The 20620-nt window shown below is 37.3% G+C and carries 16 protein-coding genes and 5 pseudogenes; 12 read left to right on the top strand and 9 right to left on the bottom strand.

Annotation, left to right across the window (positions count from 1 at the left end; all coding sequences use genetic code 11):
* The first annotated feature begins 19 nt into the window (after positions 1-19).
* Both L3081_RS23060 and L3081_RS23055 read left to right on the top strand, forming a co-directional pair.
* Positions 20-2210, top strand: a pseudogene (locus tag L3081_RS23060) (M3 family metallopeptidase).
* Positions 2211-2541: 331 nt separating this feature from the next.
* Positions 2542-3390: a hypothetical protein gene (locus tag L3081_RS23055; RefSeq protein ID WP_242288876.1), complete on the top strand. Its 849-nt coding sequence runs from the start codon at positions 2542-2544 to the stop codon at positions 3388-3390.
* Between the two features lie 36 nt (positions 3391-3426).
* On the opposite strand, the gene L3081_RS23050 is transcribed toward L3081_RS23055, so the two are convergent.
* The gene (locus tag L3081_RS23050) at positions 3427-4215 is read right to left on the bottom strand and encodes a class I SAM-dependent methyltransferase (protein ID WP_242288607.1); all 789 of its coding nucleotides are present in this window, start codon (positions 4213-4215) and stop codon (positions 3427-3429) included.
* Positions 4216-4298: 83 nt separating this feature from the next.
* Between L3081_RS23050 and L3081_RS23045 the strand changes: the two genes are divergently transcribed.
* From L3081_RS23045 to L3081_RS23020, 6 genes and pseudogenes are all read left to right on the top strand, one after another.
* The gene (locus L3081_RS23045; protein WP_242288606.1) at positions 4299-5207 is read left to right on the top strand and encodes a bifunctional GNAT family N-acetyltransferase/hotdog fold thioesterase; all 909 of its coding nucleotides are present in this window, start codon (positions 4299-4301) and stop codon (positions 5205-5207) included.
* 61 nt (positions 5208-5268) lie between these two features.
* Positions 5269-5466, top strand: coding sequence for a Rossmann-fold NAD(P)-binding domain-containing protein (locus L3081_RS23040; protein ID WP_242288605.1), 198 nt, complete (start codon positions 5269-5271; stop codon positions 5464-5466).
* A 4-nt stretch (positions 5467-5470) separates the two neighbouring features.
* Positions 5471-6073: a Rossmann-fold NAD(P)-binding domain-containing protein gene (locus tag L3081_RS23035; protein ID WP_242288604.1), complete on the top strand. Its 603-nt coding sequence runs from the start codon at positions 5471-5473 to the stop codon at positions 6071-6073.
* A gap of 175 nt (positions 6074-6248) precedes the next feature.
* On the top strand, positions 6249-6497 hold the full coding sequence (locus L3081_RS23030) for a hypothetical protein (protein ID WP_242288603.1): 249 nt from the start codon (positions 6249-6251) through the stop codon (positions 6495-6497).
* Positions 6498-6499: 2 nt separating this feature from the next.
* Positions 6500-7433, top strand: a pseudogene (locus L3081_RS23025) (tRNA-dihydrouridine synthase).
* A 336-nt stretch (positions 7434-7769) separates the two neighbouring features.
* Positions 7770-9308 (top strand): methyl-accepting chemotaxis protein, encoded by a 1539-nt coding sequence (locus L3081_RS23020; protein ID WP_242288602.1) that lies wholly within the window; start codon positions 7770-7772, stop codon positions 9306-9308.
* A 210-nt stretch (positions 9309-9518) separates the two neighbouring features.
* On the opposite strand, the gene L3081_RS23015 is transcribed toward L3081_RS23020, so the two are convergent.
* The 7 genes and pseudogenes from L3081_RS23015 to hutC all read right to left on the bottom strand — a co-directional run bounded on the left by L3081_RS23015 (position 9519) and on the right by hutC (position 16128).
* Positions 9519-10814, bottom strand: a complete 1296-nt coding sequence (locus L3081_RS23015) for a GGDEF domain-containing protein (RefSeq protein ID WP_242288601.1) — start codon at positions 10812-10814, stop codon at positions 9519-9521.
* A 30-nt stretch (positions 10815-10844) separates the two neighbouring features.
* Positions 10845-11078 carry a hypothetical protein gene (locus L3081_RS23010; RefSeq protein WP_242288600.1) on the bottom strand — a complete coding sequence of 78 codons (234 nt, stop codon included), beginning with the start codon at positions 11076-11078 and terminating at the stop codon, positions 10845-10847.
* The gene (locus L3081_RS23005) at positions 11078-11455 is read right to left on the bottom strand and encodes an ABC transporter substrate-binding protein (protein WP_242288599.1); all 378 of its coding nucleotides are present in this window, start codon (positions 11453-11455) and stop codon (positions 11078-11080) included. Before L3081_RS23005 ends, L3081_RS23010 begins: the two co-directional genes overlap by 1 nt.
* On the bottom strand, positions 11406-11846 hold the full coding sequence (locus tag L3081_RS23000) for a substrate-binding domain-containing protein (RefSeq protein WP_242288598.1): 441 nt from the start codon (positions 11844-11846) through the stop codon (positions 11406-11408). Before L3081_RS23000 ends, L3081_RS23005 begins: the two co-directional genes overlap by 50 nt.
* Before the next feature lie 147 nt (positions 11847-11993).
* A pseudogene (gene hutH / locus L3081_RS22995) lies at positions 11994-13536 on the bottom strand (histidine ammonia-lyase).
* Positions 13537-13582: 46 nt separating this feature from the next.
* Positions 13583-15255 (bottom strand): annotated as a pseudogene (gene hutU / locus L3081_RS22990) (urocanate hydratase).
* Positions 15256-15393: 138 nt separating this feature from the next.
* The gene (gene hutC, locus L3081_RS22985) at positions 15394-16128 is read right to left on the bottom strand and encodes a histidine utilization repressor (RefSeq protein ID WP_242288597.1); all 735 of its coding nucleotides are present in this window, start codon (positions 16126-16128) and stop codon (positions 15394-15396) included.
* A 254-nt stretch (positions 16129-16382) separates the two neighbouring features.
* Between hutC and hutI the strand changes: the two are divergent.
* A pseudogene (gene hutI, locus L3081_RS22980) lies at positions 16383-17559 on the top strand (imidazolonepropionase).
* Here the strand turns inward: hutI and L3081_RS22975 are convergent.
* Positions 17556-18287 carry a glycerophosphodiester phosphodiesterase gene (locus tag L3081_RS22975; protein WP_242288596.1) on the bottom strand — a complete coding sequence of 244 codons (732 nt, stop codon included), beginning with the start codon at positions 18285-18287 and terminating at the stop codon, positions 17556-17558. The pseudogene hutI and the gene L3081_RS22975 sit on opposite strands and share 4 nt — an antisense overlap.
* A gap of 79 nt (positions 18288-18366) precedes the next feature.
* Between L3081_RS22975 and rluF the strand changes: the two genes are divergently transcribed.
* The 3 genes from rluF (at position 18367) to L3081_RS22960 (ending at position 20063) form a co-directional block, all read left to right on the top strand.
* Positions 18367-19194, top strand: coding sequence for a 23S rRNA pseudouridine(2604) synthase RluF (gene rluF, locus L3081_RS22970; RefSeq protein ID WP_242288595.1), 828 nt, complete (start codon positions 18367-18369; stop codon positions 19192-19194).
* A 391-nt stretch (positions 19195-19585) separates the two neighbouring features.
* Entirely contained in the window at positions 19586-19738 is a 153-nt protein-coding gene (locus L3081_RS22965) for a hypothetical protein (RefSeq protein ID WP_242288594.1), read from the top strand.
* Positions 19698-20063, top strand: coding sequence for a hypothetical protein (locus L3081_RS22960; protein WP_242288593.1), 366 nt, complete (start codon positions 19698-19700; stop codon positions 20061-20063). Before L3081_RS22965 ends, L3081_RS22960 begins: the two co-directional genes overlap by 41 nt.
* The last annotated feature ends 557 nt before the right edge of the window (positions 20064-20620 follow it).

The raw sequence follows: 20620 nt of genomic DNA, 5'->3' as shown, positions 1-20620 counted from the left end.
CTTTAGATAGAGATTAATTATGAATAAAAAATTATTACCTACCTTTTTACTATCAAGTATTTTAATGGCTTGTAGTGGTGGCAATACTGCTGTTGAGAATAGCATGCAAGAGACTGAAAAATCAGAAAATATAATGCAAATGAATAACGATGAGGTTGAGCAATCTAAAGCCTTATTACTGGCTAAGTGGGAAGGCCCTTATCAAGGCGTACCTGCATTTGATAAAGTGTCTTTAGTTGGCTTAAGTGCTGCCATAGAAGAAGGCATGAAAATTAATCTGGCAGAAGTTGAAGCGATTGCCAATAATCCTGAATTACCTACCTTTGAAAACACAATTGTTGCCATGGAAAAAACAGGGTATGCCTTAGATAGAGTGTTTACTTATTGGGGGATTTGGAGTTCAAACCAATCTTCGCCAGAATTTCGTAAAATTCAAGCAGAAATGGCACCAAAACTTTCGGCTTTTTCTCTAAAATTAATCAAAATGAAGCATTGTTTTCTCGTGTACAAGCGGTTTATAACAGCGATGAAGTTAAAAACTTAACACCTGAACAGCAACGTTTAGTGTATTTAACTTATAATAGTTTTGCACGTAACGGCGCGACCTTGAAGGGTGAGGCAAAAAAACGTTATGCTGATATTAATCAGCGTTTAGCTCAACTACATACTCAGTTTGGTAACAATGTATTAGCTGATGAAGAAAGCTATGTTTTGTATTTAACCAAAGACCGGCTAGGTGGGTTATCTGATTCTATTATTAGCTCTGCTGCGTCCGCTGCAGAATCACGGGAGCATCAAGGTGAATATGCCATTACTAATACCCGTTCATCAATGGATCCTTTTTTAACTTACTCAACCGAGCGTGAACTGCGTAAGCAAGTATGGAATAGCTATTATAACCGTGGTAATAACGGAGATGAATTTGATAACAACGCCATTATTGCTGAAATTCTACAATTGCGTCATGAACGTGTGGGCTTGTTAGGTTATAAAAACTACGCGTCTTGGCGATTAGAGGACCGTATGGCTAAATCACCAGAAAATGCCATTAACTTAATGGAAAGTGTATGGCCGGCAGCAATCGCACGTGTTGATGAAGAAGTAGCAGACATGTTAGCCATTGGTAAAGCACAAGACGGTATTGATAAAATTGAACCTTGGGATTACCGTTTTTACGCTGAAAAAGTTCGTCAAGATAAATACAATTTAGATTCAAATGAAGTAAAAGAATACCTGCAGTTAAATAAATTACGAGAAGCTATGTTTTATGTCGCAGGTCGTTTATTTAATTTTGAATTTACTGAAGTTAAAGATGGCTCTGTTCCTGTTTTTAATGATGATGTTCGTGTGTGGGAAGTGACAGACAAAACCTCACATGAACATATTGGTTTATGGTATCTAGACCCGTTTGCACGCAAAGGTAAACGTTCTGGCGCATGGGCAACTACTTACCGTAGCTATACAACGTTTGACGGCAAGAAGAATGTTTTGTCATCAAATAACTCTAATTTCAGCAAAGGTGTTGATGGCCAACCTACTTTAATTTCTTGGTCTGATGCAGAAACGTATTTCCACGAGTTTGGGCACGCGTTGCATTTTTATCGGCAAAAGTAGCGTATCCAACGCTTAATGGCGGTGTCAGAGATTACACAGAATTTCAGTCGCAACTATTAGAACATTGGTTATCGACAGATGATGTTATCAATAACTACTTAGTGCACTATAAAACAGGTAAGCCAATGCCTGCTGAATTAATTGCAAAAATTAAGCAAGCGGCCACCTTTAATCAAGGTTTTAAAACCACTGAATATTTAGCGTCAGCGTTAGTCGACATGAAGTTTCACACTGTAGACCCAACGGGTATTGATGTGCAAAAATTTGAACGCGATACCTTGGCTGCGTTAAAAATGCCTGAAGCTCTTGTGATGCGTCATCGCTCTACGCATTTTGGTCATGTATTTAGTGGTGAAGGTTATTCAGCTAGCTATTATGGTTATATGTGGGCAGAAGTATTAACGGCGGATGCGGCTGAAGCCTTTTCACAATCACCAGGTGGATTTTACGATATAGATATTGCTGCAAAATTAGTTAAGCACTTATTTAGTGTGCGTAATGCCGTTGATCCTGCTGAGGCATATCGTGCCTTTAGAGGTAGAGATGCAGATGTAAAAGCATTAATGCGTGATCGGGGTTTTCCAGTTACTAAATAACCTGAAAACTGGATAAGCAATTATACCTAATATTGTTATTTAACCGCCTTGTTATACGGGCTGAATTCTAACATTAGGAGCAAAGTAAATAATTTTTTTAGTGAAATCATATAGTTTTATTTTTAAGTTATATGAATCAATAAATTATAAAATTCATTATCCTGAATTCAGGTTGAATAATAATCAGCATTAAGTATTGATTTATAAAACTCGCTTCGGCGAGTTTTTTGTTATTTCAAGGAAAATTCGCGTCAATGGGTAGGTTGAAATATCGTTATTTTTGATTTCATCAAAGTTTGTTAGACTAAGTCTAAACCGAAAACTTAACTGTATTTATATGAAAAATTTATTGGCGTTATCTCTCATCGTATTACTCAGTGCATGTTCAACGAGCCATAAGAATTCTTCTTGGTTATTAATTGATAATTTTGAACAACAAACCTTAAAAAACTGGCAAAAAGCAGATACACAAAACAATACCAAACCTTATATTTCTGAACCGCAAATAACAGAGATTCGTCTTGAGAATAATACGGCAAACAACAATCATTACTTGATTAAAAAACCTGCCGAAGAGGGGGTTATAGGAAACCGTAAAGCGCTGAGTATTAAAAGATTACCTGAGCCTGTGGCGGTGGGAGAAATTTACACTTTTTACACTCGTATTCTCGTAGAAAATTTCCCTAACAATCATGCCTTTGGTATTAGTAACTTAACAGCAGAAGACATTAAAATTGCAGGCTATAATGCGTTTGAACCGACTTTAAGAGTGACTGATAAATTTGAGTCCAATGGCTTTAAAAATGATGGTACTTTGATGGTAAAAATTGACAGCAATAACAAATATCAACAGTACAGTAAAATTCACAACTTTATGGATAAACAGCCGGCTAAACCAATGCAAACTAATGTTTGGTATCAAATTTGGTATGTAGTTAATAACAACCTAATTAATAAAGGTGGGCAATCTTATGATGTATTTCTGCAGGGGGGCGAGTTTGCAGAACAAACATTAGTATACAAAAATGCCGCGTTTAGAATGAAAAGAGAAAAACCGTTGATCACCTTTTTTGCCAATTGTAATACGGGTCCACACAATCAACCTTATGGTAATGGCGGCTTAGCGTATGACGATATTTATATGAGCAAAGGTTTTAATTTAACTAATCCAACAAAATAATAGCGAATATAGTAGATGGTTTACGCTTGTTAGTCTTTAATCTGGCAATGTTTTACCGTGCTGCCAAAACGTTTTCCATCTTGAAAATGTATTGTTGGGCAAATAACTGTGATTATTTCGTTTTATTCGTTTATATATTTGCCATTGTTTCGGAATCAAATGAATCACAATGTTTAAATAATTTGGTATATGAAAATAAGTAATATCGTGATGCGTCGATAACTGTTTTAATATCGTTAATAATAAATTAACTTCGGTATCATTAGCATCAGGTAAGTTAATAGATAAACAGCTTGTTGGTTTTATATTTGCGGAAAGATGCTCCAATTGATTAACGGTATTCTGATAACTTTGAATATCATTCTGATATATATCACAAACATACCAATCGTTGTCAGTAGTGTTTTGCTGTAACCATTGCACACTATCGCTATGGGTTATTTGTGTTTGATTATTTTGTGGGTTAAAAAACTGTTTAAAACAATCGATCACAACAGTACTATGTTCAATGCTATGTATGGTTATCTCTTTAGAAACTTGCTGAATAAATCGTTGGATATTACCACCACCTAATCCCAACTCAACCATGTTATCTGGCTTAAAAAATAGCAAAGGCAACATCATCGCGGTTTGATGGGGTAAGGTTAACTTCCATGGTTTGCGTTTAAGCATTACACTTTGAATAATCTGCGCGTCTTTGTTGTAACTAACAGCGTTGCCAAAAGTCAGCCAACGGTAATGATCGTTTTCATAAACTGAAATGGATTCATCACCTTGACTTAAATAGGTTAATTTACCTTGTGTAACGTGCTTTGCTAATTGCATAATTCTCCAATAGATTAAATAAAATTGAGACGTCGGTTAACTAGATATCGAACTAGGTATCAAATAGACAGTAGGGACAACCCATGAATACCTTAAGAGCACCTAATTCTACTGAAGAATTTTCACAATATTACCACTTACGATGGAAAATATTAAGACAACCCTGGCAGCAACCAGAAGGCAGCGAGCAAGACCAACAAGAGCAAAGTGCGCTTCATCGAATGATAGTTGATGAAGATAACAAGGTATTAGCGGTTGGCCGTTTAGAAAAAGTTACAGAACAACAAGGTCAAATTCGCTACATGGCAGTTGATGATAACATGCAAGGGCAAGGATTAGGTCAACAAATTATTCGGGCGCTCGAACAACAAGCGAGTATGTTAGGGATCACCGAGATTGTTTTAAATGCACGTGAGCAAGCTTTAGGTTTTTACGAAAAATTGGGTTATAAAATGCGGGGCTATTCTCATACACTGTTTGGTGATGTAAAACATTACAGTATGACGAAAAAAATACCAGTACATGCCCAAGATCAACTGTCGAAATCACAAGCATTACAAGCTATTTGGCATGACACCATTCCTTTAAGTAAAGCGATGAACTTACAAATAAGTTATTTTGATAGCCTGAAATTAATTACCCGTTGTGATACTGATTTTAACCAAAACTTACACCACACCATGTTTGCAGGTAGTATTTATACCTTGGCAACATTAACGGGTTGGGGGTGGGTATATTTAACGTTACATGAACAACAAGATAAAGGCGTAGCACTTGATGGAGATATTGTACTAGCCGATGCTAACATTCGTTATCACTCACCTATTAAAAGTCTTGCCTATGGGCAGGTTGTACAAGCAGATGTTTCAGGAAATTTTGATAATTTATTACAAGGTAAAAATGCAAGAATCAAGTTAACCGCACACGTATATTGCGGTGAAAATATTGCGGCGACCTTCAACGGAAGTTATTTTATTTTACCAAGAGAGTGATATTTGATTTTCGCCTTCACCATAAAAACGTGAGTTTAACTCACTGCAAAGAGTTAAGACTATGAGTAAAACACATCATTACGTTGAAAAGCCGCTTTCTGTCGGTATTATTGGTTGTGGTTGGTTAGGTAAGGCGCTAGCGGTCAGTTTACAAGCGAAAAAAATGTCTGTGCTTGCCACAAGTGGTAGAGCAGAAAATGTCGTTACATTAAATCAACAGGCTATAATTGCTCAGCAATTAACTTTGCCGGACGGATAATACCATGCTTGCTCAACACGATATTTTTGCACAGCAGAGTTTGGTGATTGCTATTACACCGCAAGTTAGACAAGGCAGAACCGATTATGCAGAGAAAATAACGCAACTTGTTTCTGCTGCACAGGAACGCGGAGTAGTTGAACGTATTATTTTGTTGTCGAGTACCGCTGTTTATGATGGTTTATCTGGTATTGTAGATGAAAATAATGAACTTAATCTTTCTACAGATAAAGTGAAAATATTACATGCTGCAGAACAAGCTGTAATGAATTTTTCCAAGGAGGGGATTGTTATTCGATTAGCGGGTTTAGTTGGTCCTAATCGTCATCCTGGGAAATTCATACAAGCAAAGAAAACCCTGAGCGACTCGTCTGCACCGGTTAATTTAATTCATCAGCAAGATGCTATTGGCTTAATTGAGTCACTGTTATGTGTTGAGTGGTCAAAAATTTCACTTGTTTCAGGTAATAACGCACAAACCGTTTTTAATGGTGTAAGTGATACCCATGTGAGTAAGGGACAATATTACCAAGCTGCGGCTAAGGCACTCAAGTTAGACGCCCCCGTTATTAAAAAAGCCGGCAAACGAGAGCACAAGGGTGGTTAGCGGAGAAAAATCGAAGCGATTATTAAGTTATAAGTTTGTTTACCCTGACTTACTCACTTGGTTATAATGGGCTAATTACCTTTTATTGGTTTATCGATTGAATTTTTTTCCAAGAACATTTCTTAAACGCCATCAATTAAAATTATTTTTTTTAAGTATTTGGTTGCACATTTCAGTGCTCGATTTATTTTATGTTACTTATCGTGGTCCCGTGTTTATGTGGCATGAAAATGGCCAATGGCTTACTGTGTTTGTTCATTTCTCTATTGCTTTGTCAACGGCCAGTCTTTATTGGATAATAAATAAACGGGCAATAGCTAAGCGTAAAAATAAAATTAATTCAGGGCTCAAAACCGCTTTTGTTAGTACACCTTGTGATTTATCTGATGATAAAGATCATAACAATATGAACATGACTAAGTAATTATGCGAATAGTACTAGCCCCTATGGAAGGCGTGCTTGATCATTTAATGCGAGACTTACTGTCAAGAGTGGGCGGATATGATCTATGTGTTACTGAGTTTGTACGTGTGGTTGACCTACTTATTTCAGACCGCGCTTTTTTTCGTGCTTGTCCAGAATTAACCAATGCTAACGCTTACGGTTGTACTACTGAAGCCGGAACGCCAGTACGTGTGCAATTATTAGGTCAAAACCCAACATGTATGGCAGACAATGCCGCAAAAGCGATAGAGTTTGGTTCGCATGGTATTGATATCAATTTTGGGTGTCCTTCTAAAATGGTTAATAATAATCGTGGCGGGGCAATATTATTGAAAGATCCAGAAGATCTTTATCAAATTGTCAACGCAATCAAGCAAACTGTGCCTGCAGAGGCCATTGTTAGTGCTAAAATTCGTTTAGGTTATGAAGATAAAAGCCTAGCGATTGAAAATGCACAAGCAATTGAAGCCGCCGGCGCTAATGAGCTTACGGTACATGCGCGGACTAAAATGGAAGGTTACAGGCCTCCGTGCTCACTGGGAATGGATTGCTAAAATAAAAGAAAATATAACGATTCCAGTGATTGCCAATGGCGATATTTTTACATTAACTGACGCTAAAAACTGTCGAGAAATTTCTACTTGTACCGACATTATGGTGGGGCGTGGTGCCTTAATGTTGCCAAACTTAGCGCAGGTGATTAAGCAACAGATGCCAGTTATGCCGTGGCATGAAGTGCAAGGCTTATTACTTGATTATACGCGTTGTGAAACCTACGGCGATAAAAGCAAATATTATCCAAACCGCATTAAGCAATGGCTTAAATATTTAAAGCTTCAATATAGCGAAGCCGATCAATTATTCCAAGAAATTCGTACGTTGAAAACAGCAGAAGCGATCATTGAAAAACTCTAAACTATTGAGGTGGTTAACTACATTGTCAGCGCGATGCTTTATTGCTTTATCGCTGACCCAAGTTCAAATATATTTCATAAGTAAAAATGCCTTCAAAAAAGTAAGTAACCTGAACTTCTTTGTATTAGCGGTACTGGGGAAAAGGTAAAAATTTGATTCTTGCACTTTGGGTTCCCGCACTGTAATGCAATATCAATAAATCAGTATTTTCCTCTGTTTATGGTACTAATATTGGAATTAGTTAGGCGTAAATTCTATTCGTAAAGTAGCTTATATGGTATAAATAAAGTTCTTGTTAGTTTTTCTTAGAAAATTTATCTGAAAAAAAGGAATATAATGGGCGATAAATCAAATATTGAACGAGTTTTCTCTGAGACTCAGCAATTAGTCTCTATTACTGATTTAGATGGAATCATAACTTACGCCAATAATGAGTTTTGCGAAATTTCAGGTTACTCCCTTGAGGAACTTGTAGGGGAAAATCATAACATAGTTAGACATCCGTCAATGCCCAAAGCGGCTTTTGCTGATTTATGGAGTAAACTTAAACGAGGAGACTCTTGGCGAGGAATGGTTAAAAATCGTTGTAAAAATGGTGATTATTATTGGGTGGATGCCTATATAACACCCGTATTTACAAATGATAAAGTTACTGGCTATCAGTCGGTTAGAATCTTGCCGAGTAACGAGCAGAAACGAAATGCTCAACAGTTATATAATACTCTCAATAATGGGGGGTCTATTGCGGGCTTAGATAATAACGTTAACATAAGAAGATTACTTGCCTTAGCTATTATCACTATGACCTCTATAGGGGGGTGGTTGTATACCAATTCAATCGTTCCATCTATTGTACTCCTATGTTGTATTGGTTTGCTTTCGCTAGTCTTTTTACCCGAGTTGTTTACTTTTCCCAATGCCGTAACTAAAACTAAAAAGTTATTTGATAGTCCGTCACGTATAATTTTTTCAGGGAAAGGACCATTAAATATATTGCTTTATCCTCTAGAATTATATAAAGCTCGAATAAGAACAATACTCGGTAGAAGCAGCGACTCAGGAAAAAAATTAGTAAATATCGCCTCTGAATTAGCACAGGCTTCATCCGAAATACAAACGGGTATAAAAGAAGAAAATTTGCATTTAACACAACTTGCAACGGCAATAACTGAAATGAGTGCAACGATTAGTGAAGTTAGCATCAATACAAATCAAACACATGATAAAGTTTTAACAGTACAAAATGAGTGTCAGGAAAATATCAGCATTGTTGAGATAAGCCAGAATAAAATTAATAATTTAGCCGGTGATGTTGATAAAGCCGCGACGAATGCCCTTGAATTGGTTAACGATGTTAATAAAATTTCAACAATTATGGTTGAAATACAAGGAATTGCCGACCAAACAAACTTGCTAGCATTAAATGCTGCAATTGAAGCAGCAAGGGCAGGAGAGCAAGGGCGAGGTTTTGCTGTAGTGGCTGATGAAGTGAGGAATTTAGCGAGTAGAACTCAGGGGGCAACTGTTCAGATCCAAACCTCCGTTGTTGAACTACAAAACACCTTGAAAAATTGGAGTCAGGTGATGCTTACGAGCAAAGCGAATGCCGAAGAATGCTCTGAAGATAGCTCTAAAATTAAGCAAGCGATGGAAGATATTATCAGTAATGTGAATGATGTTAGTGATATGACTTCTCAAATTGCTACCGCTGCTGAGGAACAAAGTGTTGTTGCTAATGAAATTACTCATAGTGTGCATACGATAGACGATATTTCTAAAACAAATGTTTTGCTTGCAGAACAGGTCAATAGCTATGGTATTGCGGTAAACAAAAGTGCAGAAGATATAGAAAAGTTAAGCTCAACCTTTAAATAATAAGTATAGATTTCCCCTGTAACCTATTTAACTTCAATTAGGGGTGGTTTGTTTGTAACTTTTTGAAAAATAGTGTTTAATTTGCTTTGTTCACTTTGGAAAAATATACTAAACGAATTGAGATTATAATTGAGGTTATTTAGTTACAAGCGTTTTTGAAGGCAACTTGAGGCTAATAATTGCCTGTCGGTAATAGAACTTAGTTTCAGGTTAAGCTTTTTTGATTATTGTGTTTTTTTCGTCTGCTATTTCAATTCTATTACGGCCGTTTGTTTTGGCTTTATACATAGCCATATCCGCATCTTTTATCAATTGCTCAAAATTGTCATGTTTATCGCTAACCGTACTTATACCGATACTTACGGTAATACAAATCTCTTTCTCGTCAAATTTAATACAGTGGGTAGCTAAAGAATGTTGAATACGTTTTGCTGTTTCCATCGCTCCATTTATACTGCTATCTGGTAAGATAATAATAAATTCCTCACCACCATAACGTGCAAAAAAATCAATGCTACGTATAGCTTTTTTACATATTTCAGTTAAATGTTGCAGTACTTTATCACCAAAAATATGACCATATTTATCATTGATATCTTTGAATAAATCACAATCGATTAACATGATGGTTAACTGACTTTTGCTTCTTTGGATACGAGAAAATTCAGCATTTCCACGTTCAAAAAGTGCTCGTCGATTGGCAATTTGAGTTAACGAGTCTGTATTAGAGAGTTCTTCTAATTTACAGGTTCGTTCATCAACAATTTTTTTCATAGACTCTAAAGAGACTGTGCTGATGCTTAATTTTTTGTTCATCTCGTTATAGGCACTTGCAATACTGTCAAATTCCTCTGTTGGATTAGAAAATTGTATTGCTTGAAAGTTGCCACTGTGGTTTTTTTTAAATGCATTTTTGACTTCGTTCAAGGAAGTTTTAAATACGGTGGTTAATTTAAAAGCGCCATAAACTAAGGCTAGTATAATGAATACTAGGGTTAATAAAACGAAGATGATTTGATTTTTTATAACATTTTTAATATCTTTTTTGGCGATGTCTGAAAGTTGTATTGAGTCAGTGCGAATAGCTTCAAGTTGTGTAATTAAGCGAGTTCTTAAATGTTTTTTTATTGCTTGATTCGCATTTTTTAATTTGTTTTTGTTAATAGTATCAAATAGACGTTGTACGCTTTTATTTTGATTTACAATACTATTCTGCAGTGTTTGTTGCTGCGGTGTTAAATTGGGGGCAACTTGTAGGAGGTTATTTAACTTAGTCTCTAAGGCAAACCAATCGCTCGTGCTGTAGTTGCTAGCGTAGATATCTTCACTGAGAACAAGTTGCTTTAAAATATTAGTATAGTCTTCTACTTTATGCGCATATTGTTCACGTTTTAATGTGACATCTACAATATGAGTTGACCATAAAATACTGGCGACAAGCACGACAAACAATAGGCAATTACCTAATGTGAAAAAAATAATCTGTTGTTGTAAGCTTAACTTCATAATAAAATATCTTAAATGAGAATGCTGTAATTAGTGCACTATATTTACATTTACCGCTTTAGGGTCTACCTGTTTTAATGCTCGAGTATCAACCAAATCCTTTGCATTAGAGGCTAACTTATAGTCACTTATTTGTGTTTCCAATGCCCAAGTGGCTTGCGATTGAATATTTAAAATTAAAGATTGGTTTAAGCCGAGTTTAAAAATATAATCAGGCCAAATCCAATCCATAAAATCGGGATCTAAATCTAGTTTATCTATCACTATTTTTTTAGATTTTTTGGGTGTGACGCAATATAATTTATGGCTGTTTGTAGTCCTTGAATCACACAAGTTGCTTTGTCTACCAATAGTTTGTCAGGGGCTTTGGAAATCAAATTAAAACTTAAGGTACTTAAGTTTTTTGTATCATGGGTTGTTATTTGGTTTCCAAGCAACTTTGATGCTTGAAAAGGATATGGCTCCCAAGGAACAATAGCATCCAATTTATCGTCACGAAAACCTTGGAGTAATAATTCTGGTTTATAATAATGAAGATCAACATCTTCCACTGTTAAGCCTTCAATTGCTAACAAGGTACTTAATAAATATTCACTGGCAGATCTTTTGATAACGCCAACTTTTTTCCCTTTTAGGTCCAAAGACAGATTCAATCTTATCGGAAGTTCGTGTTATTAATTTTATATCATTATCTGATTGGCTAAACATTGTGTGGGTAACAAAATTATGCTCTGCTAAACTTTGAAAAGCGATTGCAGAATCAGAACTTGTACCAAAATCAACTTCACCATTAATCACTTTATTAAATGCTTCAATTCCACCATCTACTTCGATATATTCAACGCTAACACAGGTATCATCAAAGGCATTAAGGGCTTTAGCTATATAAAAAGGGCTAGAAAGCGGTGTTTTCGATACGGCAATCGTGACAGCATAGTCTTTAGATGACCAAAGGTTTGGTAAATTTAAATAAAGTACTCCGATGCTAACAATAATTAAGATAGAAAAAATAAAAAAAGGTTTTTGGCTCACTTAAACTACTCATTACGCTAATCCTAACTGTTGACTTGAGTATAGGAGCGATTATCGTATTTGTCATAGTGCGATTGAATATAAAGGGCAATAAAAAGGGTGCAATAGTGCACCCAGTGTTATCTTGGGAAAATTGTATACTATTCGTTACAAGCTCGGTAACAAGTGTTCAGGCATAAATTGATTAAATTCACCATCACTGATTATGCAAGATGCTTCAACAATATCAGGAGCGAAGTATCTGTCTTTATCATAAAAACTGACGGTTTTGCGTAGTATCGTTTTGGCTTGTTCAATAATTGGCGAGCCTTTAAGTGGTGCTCTAAAATCTAAACCTTGTACTGCTGCTAAGTATTCTACGGCTAATACACCGTTAGTATTCTCGTTCATATCGGTTAACCGACGCCCAAGAAACAGGCCATGGAAACATGATCTTCTTGATTAGCAGATGTTGGTAAACTGTCCACAGAGGTTGGTGTGCTAAGGTTTTATTTTCAGAGGCAAGCGCTGCAGAGGTAACTTGAGCGATCATAAAGCCAGAGTTTACACCACCGTTATCTACTAAAAATGGTGGAAGTTTACTTAAGCCGGCATCAATAAGTAATGCCATTCGTCGTTCAGACAGTGAGCCAATTTCAGCAATCGCTAAAGCAAGGTTGTCAGCCGCCATAGCAACAGGTTCAGCATGGAAATTTCCTGCTGAAATAAAATCACCTTCGTTAGCAAATATTAATGGGTTATCAGTAACGCCGTTGGCTTCTGCTAATAATACGACTGCGGCTTGGCGAATTTGTGTTAAACAAGCGCCCATTACTTGCGGTTGGCAACGTAGTGAGTAAGGGTCTTGCACTTTTTCACAGTTGGCATGTGATTTAGACACTTCAGAGGACTCTGTTAATACATGACGGTAAGCACTGGCAGCATCAATTTGACCTTGTTGACCACGCACAAAATGCACTCGGTGATCAAAGGGGGCACGAGAGCCCATGGCTGCTTCTACGGTAATAGAACCAATAACCGTGCCCGCAGCATATAAATCTTCGGCATAAAATAAGCCTTCTAAAGTGAAAGCCGTAGAAGCTTGCGTACCGTTAAGCAATGCTAAGCCTTCTTTTGCTGCTAACGTTATTGGTTCAAGTCCTGCTATTTTTAACCCTTCCATTGCAGGAATAACTTGGTCTTGATATGACATTTCGCCTTCACCTAACAATGGTAACACCATGTGTGAAAGTGGGGCTAAATCACCCGAAGCGCCAACAGAGCCTTTTTTGGGGACACAAGGGTATACTTGGGCATTAAGTAAGGTGATCAACGCTTGAATAACTTGCAAACGTATACCAGAAAAGCCACGAGATAATGAATTGATTTTCAATACCATCATTAAGCGTACCGTTGCATCTTCCATGTATTCGCCAAAACCGACCGAATGTGACAATACTATTGAGCGTTGCAAAAGCTCTAATTCATCATTTTTAATACGTGTGCTAGCAAGTAAACCAAAACCAGTATTGATGCCGTAAACTACACGTCCATCTTTTATTACTTGTTGCACTGCTTCAGCACTTTTGTTGATGTCCTCAAATGCACTGTCGTCTAAGCTGTATTTTATGCCGTCATAACGGTTAACGTCCCGCAATTGTGCTAGGGTTAATTGCCCCGGTATAATGTTTAATTCTGTTATTTGATTCATTATATTTTCTCTAATTGGTATAAACTGATGTTAATAAATAGGGAGGCTATTTAGTGATCATCGGTAAATCTAAATTTTGTTCTTTGGCACAATTTATTGCTATATCGTAGCCGGCATCAGCATGGCGCATTACACCAGTTGCTTCGGATCATTCCATAATACTCGGCCCAAACGTGTGGCAGCTTCGTCAGTACCATCGGCTACTATTACCACGCCAGAATGCTGACTAAACCCCATACCAACGCCCCCGCCATGATGTAAGCTAACCCAAGTAGCGCCTCCAGATGTAGAAAGCAATGCGTTCAGTAATGGCCAATCTGAAACAGCATCAGAGCCATCTAGCATACTTTCAGTTTCACGATTAGGTGAGGCAACTGAGCCTGAGTCTAAATGATCGCGACCGATAACTACGGGTGCTGAAAGTTCGCCTGTTTTAACCATTTCGTTGAATGCTAAGGCTAAGCGAGCACGGTCTTTCAAACCAACCCAACAAATACGCGCCGGTAAGCCTTGAAAGGCAATACGCTTTCGTGCCATATCTAACCAATTATGTAGGTGTGGATTATCTGGTATAAGCTCTTTAACTTTGGCGTCGGTTTTATAAATATCTTCGGGATCACCAGATAGGGCAACCCAACGAAATGGTCCAATACCTTCGCAGAATAAAGGGCGAACATAAGCAGGGACAAACCCTGGAAAATCAAATGCGTTGCTTACACCTTCTTCTAAAGCCATTTGACGTATGTTATTGCCATAGTCTGTCGTTGCAGCGCCTGCGGTTTGTAAATCGAGCATGGCTTGAACTTGTACAGCCATTGATTTTTTAGCTGCTTTTACCACAACAGCTTCGTCTTTTAGGCGCATTTCAGCAGCGTATTCCATACTCCAACCTTGTGGTAAATAACCATTCAAGGGGTCATGTGCAGAGGTTTGATCGGTAACAACATCAGGTGTAATGCCGCGTTTAACTAATTCAGGAAAGACATCTGCCGCATTACCTAACAGCCCAACGGAAATTGCTTCACCATTTTTATTGGCTGTGTTGATGATGGTTAATGCTTCATCTAAGGTTTTTGCTTTTTTATCAACGTAGCGAGTGTTAATACGAAAATCTATTCGTGTTTCATCACATTCAACCACTAAAGCTGAGAAACCCGCCATGGTAGCTGCAAGTGGTTGTGCACCACCCATACCACCTAAACCACCGGTAAGCACCCATTTACCCTTAGCATTGCCACCAAAATGTTGCTTAGCCATGGCAACAAAGGTTTCGTACGTGCCTTGCACAATACCTTGTGAACCAATGTAAATCCAAGAGCCGGCCGTCATTTGGCCGTACATCATGAGGCCTTTTTTATCCAACTCATTAAAGTGCTCCCAGTTAGCCCAATGAGGTACTAGGTTTGAGTTAGCAATTAATACTCGCGGCGCATTTTCGTGTGTATTAAACACACCAACGGGTTTACCTGACTGCACCATTAAGGTTTCATCATTCTCAAGACGATTAAGAACATCAATTATTTTGTCGTAACAAGCCCAATTACGTGCTGCTCGACCAATACCACCATAAACAACTAATGACTGAGGATGTTCGGCAACCTCAGGGTCTAAGTTATTCATAAGCATACGTTTTGCCGCTTCTGTTAACCAACTTTTTGTTGTGATTTTTGTACCACGATCGGCGCGAATAACTCTCGATGTATCCAAGCGAGGATCTATGGTTACAGGGGGCTGTGTAGTATTTGTTGTCATGGTGTTTCCTCTTTTTCGAACGATAACCCAAACGACTTAGAATAATTAAGTATTGTGTTCTGGATTATGAGCTGTGCATGGTGTTGTAATGTTGTTATACGAGTATCATTTATTAATTTTAAGATGCGTACCTAAGCGATATTTATTTCCAGGTGATGTTAAAATGGCTAAACTCACCACGCCCTTGCTAGACCAAGTGCGGCGTTTAACTTGTAAACAAGGACTACTGCTGTTGATATCAAGCAATTTGCAAATGTTTTCAGCCGCTAAAATTGCTTCAATTTCATGTGTTGCTTCAGTTAATGGTGCGACAGCAGATAAATATTCATGAGGCGTTATTTTAGTAAAGTCTTGCAGTAAATATTCAGGAACCAAGGCCGCATTAACATACCGCTGCTCCAATTGAATCGGTTGATCATTTTCAAAATGTAATACTTGTGAGTAAAAAGCATTTTTATGATTTTTTAAATTCAATAAAATAGCAACTTCTTCAGTAACAGTGATTGCATCAAGGCTAATTTGCTGCGCATGATGCTTATGTCCACGGTCACTAATTTCGTCACTAATATTACGAATTTCTAACAATGACGATTGCGATTTAAATGTGGATACAAAAGTACCTGAGCCTTGTGCGCGAACGAGAATACCTTGTTCGGTTAATTCTTGCAGTGCTCGACGAGCAGTCATACGACTTACATCAAACTGCTGTGTTAGTTCATTTTCGGAAGGTACTTTATAATGTTGAGGCCATTGACCCGACTCTATGTTCTGGCAAATATATTTTTTTATAACGCTATATTTAGCTGATTTTTTTGTGTTTTTTAACGTAGTCTCGGTCATGGTATCGCCAATATATTGTAAATAGAGCTCGAATTGTATATACGTTCTCATAGTTTTATTCTTAATGCAATAGTTGTATATACAACTATTGATAAATTCTTATTTCTCAGCTACAGTTATCGCTAATTAGTATTATAATATTCTTGGTAACTGCGATGACACGTATTAAATCTTCAGAGCATCACTCAACGCATCACTCAACGCATTGCCCACATCAATGGCAAACACTCTGGCTTAATGTCAATGTCGCAACTATGGGTAATAACAGTGAAAACTATGGCGAAATTTTGGATGCTGCATTAGCTATTTGTGATGGAAAAATTGTTTGGCTAGGCAAAGAAGTTGACTTGCCTAGCTATAATGAAAATGAAGTCGATATAATGGATGGACAGGGAAAATGGTTAACCCCAGGATTGATTGATTGTCATACTCATCTTGTATTCGGTGGCAATCGTGCTAATGAATTTGAAATGCGCTTACAAGGGAAAAGTTATCAAGAAATTGCCCACGGGTGGTGGAATTGTTTCTACGGTAAAAGCTACCAGACTAGCGAGTGAAGCAGAATTATTAGCTAGTGCCTTAACTAGGTTAACGGCGCTTCATCAGCAGGGGGTAACTACGGTTGAAATTAAATCAGGTTATGGATTAGATCTTGTTAATGAAGTAAAAATGCTGAAAGTAGCAGGACAACTTGCTGATGAACTACCAATTACGATAAAACGAACTTTTCTTGGCGCACATGCTTTACCAACCGAATATAAAGACGATGCTAATGGTTATATAGATTTAGTGTGTAAGGAAATGATACCCGTTATTGTTGAAGAAAATTTAGCTGATTCGGTTGATGTATTTTGTGAAAATGTCGGCTTTAATATTGCTCAAACTGAACAGGTATTTATTGCGGCTAAAAAACATGGCTTAGCGATAAAAGTACATGCAGAGCAGTTATCCGCTTTAGGAGGAACCGAGCTAGCGGCTAAATATCAAGCCTTATCGAGCGATCATGTTGAATTTTTAACCGAAGCGGGTGTTAAAGCAATGAGCGATGCCAATATGACTGCCGTATTGCTGCCCGGCGCTTTTTACTTTTTACGCGAAACGCAATTACCTCCGATAGAACAACTACGTAAAGCAGGCGTAGCAATGGCAATAGCAACAGATGTTAATCCGGGAACTTCACCCATCTGTTCAATTCAACTTATGCTAAATATGGCGTGCACCTTGTTTAGATTAACCCCTAGTGAGGCGTTAGGCGGCGTTACGTGTAATGCTGCTAAAGCATTAGGTTTGTCTAAAATAAAAGGTCAACTTGCGGTAGGGTACGATGCTGATATGGCGTTATGGAACATTAGTCAGCCGGCAGAACTTTGCTATCAATTTGGGGTTAATCCGTTAAATGCTTTAATACGAAACGGTAAACAGGTTCTCTAATTTTTGTTATTTTTTGAAGGTAAGTGTGTCGGAGATAAATGCGCAATATGGCATTTAGCTGTGGTGGGGAAGTTAGTAAAAATACCATCTACCCCTAACGCTTTCATGGTTTTAATATCTTCTAGTTCGTCTACAGTATAAACAAATACTTTTAGTCCGCGATGATGCGCATCTTCAACAAAATTCATACTGATAAAATTTACATCCAAATGAACTGAATAGGCGTTGAGTTGTTCGGCAAATCTTGCATAGTCTAAAGGATAACATGAGGTAAGTGCACCAATGGCAAACTCGCCTCTTTGTTGTTTTATGTTATAAAGCAAACGATGATTAAATGAGGAAAGTAAAATGTCATTAACCGTTAATACTGACGTATTGATAGCCTGATCAAGATAAGAAAATAATAAATCGAGATTGTTAATGCCTTTTAACTCGATATTGAGCATACATTTACCTGCCACGAGCGCTAATACTTCATCAAGTGTTGGAATCGTTTCACCTAAACCTGCATCTAGGCTACGCAAATAGTCAACGTTATGTTGGCTTATTTGGCCTATCCCTGAAGTGGTATGATGTAACCGGCGATCATGAATAACAAACAAGGTATTGTCGGCTTCATAAATATCTATCTCAATACCATCGACTTCGGTATTAATTGCTGACTGAATTGCGCGTAAAGTATTTTCTGGTTCAACACCACTGGCACCACGATGGGCAAAAATTAACATAATGTTCTACTATGCCTGATACATTAATCGTTGTTTTAAGTATAATGCTAAACAAACTAAATGCACTCATATTATTTTTATGACCAACAACTCAATTAGCACCAAACGTTTAAATAAATACATCAGTGAATCTGGTTTTTGCTCTCGCCGTGGCGCAGATAAATTAATTGAAGCGAATCGCGTAACGATTAATGATCAAGTGCCAGAATTAGGCACTAAGGTGCAAGCAGGCGATGTAGTCAAAGTAGACGGTAAAACAATCGCATCTATGCCAACCAATAAATCTGATCGTATTTATATCGCTTATAACAAACCGATAGGTATTACCTGTACTACTGAAAGCCATGTACGCGGTAATATTATTGATGCCATTGGTCATAAAGAACGCATATTTCCGATTGGGCGTTTAGATAAACCATCTGAGGGGTTAATTTTTCTCACCAGTGATGGTGATATTGTGAATAAAATTTTGCGTGCAGAAAATGCACATGACAAAGAATATATTGTTACGGTAGACAAACCCATTAGTGAACGTTTTATTGAGCGAATGTCTCGCGGAGTTCCTATTTTAGGCACAATAACTAAGCCATGTATTGTTCGCGTAAAAAGCCGTTTTGTTTTTACCATTATTTTAACACAAGGACTGAATCGTCAAATTCGACGTATGTGTGAATACTTAGATTATGAGGTTAAAAAGCTTAAACGATCACGAATCATGAGTGTTGAGTTAGGTAATTTAAAGCCGGGGCAGTGGCGATATTTAACTCAAGCAGAAATGGATGAAATCAATACATCTGTGGCAGGGTCAAGTAAAACCGCGAATGAAAGTAAGAGCGAAAACAAGAATGAAAACAAGAGCGAAAAAGTTGTGCGAGTTAAAAAGACATACAATGACTTAAAGAAATAACTCGTTGTATAAATATGTTTTAGCTCCAACTGGAACTGATGCTTTGCCTTTAGAGATTAAATATACCGTGACAGATGTTACAGCACAAAAGCGGATATAGCTACTTTATCACTATGATGGTTGAATAGGCGTTTTAGTCATTAACATCAATGTATTAAGATTAGATGATATGCTAGGTTGGACGACAGGATGGGAGCTGACTTTGTGCTAAAAACGTTTCTAATTCCAACTGAATTCTGTATCTTGAGGTGGTTTGGGTATATTCGTAATAAATATTACTTACGGCTTTATCGAGTCTTGAATAATGCTAATATAGCGGCGTTTACTCGAGTCTATCTTCGCATACCCTTTTTAAAATCCCATGTTACCCATAAATTATTTAAGGAAAAAAATGAAACACTTTACACTTCCCCTAATTACTTGCTTAGCGTTAAGCGCATGTTCAACTTTCGACCCTTACACAGGTGAAGAAAAAGCCACTAATACCGCTAAAGGTGCGGGTATTGGTCTTTGGAGTTGCAGCCGTAGTTGCCTACATAGCTAACAAAAATGAAGACGATATAGGTAAGCGAAATCGTAACATTTTAAAAGCAGCAACAGGTGGTGCCGCTATTGGTGGTGGTATTGGATACTACATGGACACCCAAGAAGCTGAATTAAGAAAAAAATTACGTGGCTCTGGAGTAAGTGTTGAGCGCGACGGTAATAACATTAATTTAATTATGCCCGGTAATATTACTTTTTCTTCTAGCAAAGCGAATATTGAACAAAACTTTTATTCAGTTTTAGATTCAGTTGTTGTAGTGTTAAAGGAGTTTGATAAAACCCTAATCGTTGTTGCTTGGCCATACAGACAGTTCAGGATCTGATGCACTAAACCAAGCATTATCAGTACAGCGTGGGCAATCTGTAGCTAACTACCTAAGTTCTGCTTTGGTATTCTTAATGATAGAATTGAAGCCATTGGTTTCGGTGAAACTCAACCTGTTGCAAATAACAATACTTCAGCCGGTAAAGAACTTAACCGCAGAGTAGAAATAACATTATTGCCGATTACTGAAAAATAACATTTATTTAAGCCGCTTATACATTCTTAATACGTATTTTAAAAGGCCTGATGATTTACTATCATCAGGCCTTTTGTCTTTATGAAATACACTAATAAAACCTGAGTCTTCCGCGTTTTCATCATTAATTCAATTGGTATAATATGTGACCATCATATGAGAGAAAAAAGTGTTCTCTGCTAAATACGGGGCCATGAATATAACGCACGTGACAGTCATATTGAATTATATAATCAGAGCCATAACCATCAGAAAATTAAAAGGGTCGGTGACGTTGGTTTTCTCCCTTTAATTTTCGTGTTCCTTCACTCAGAGAGACATTTCTTATTTTTAATGTTTTTTTGTAACAAAGGGGTAAT

It is taken from the genome of Colwellia maritima, assembly GCF_022669015.1.
Taxonomy (GTDB): domain Bacteria; phylum Pseudomonadota; class Gammaproteobacteria; order Enterobacterales; family Alteromonadaceae; genus Colwellia; species Colwellia maritima.
Note: the sequence above shows the minus strand (reverse complement) of the source record. Positions and strands in the feature narration are given on the sequence as shown.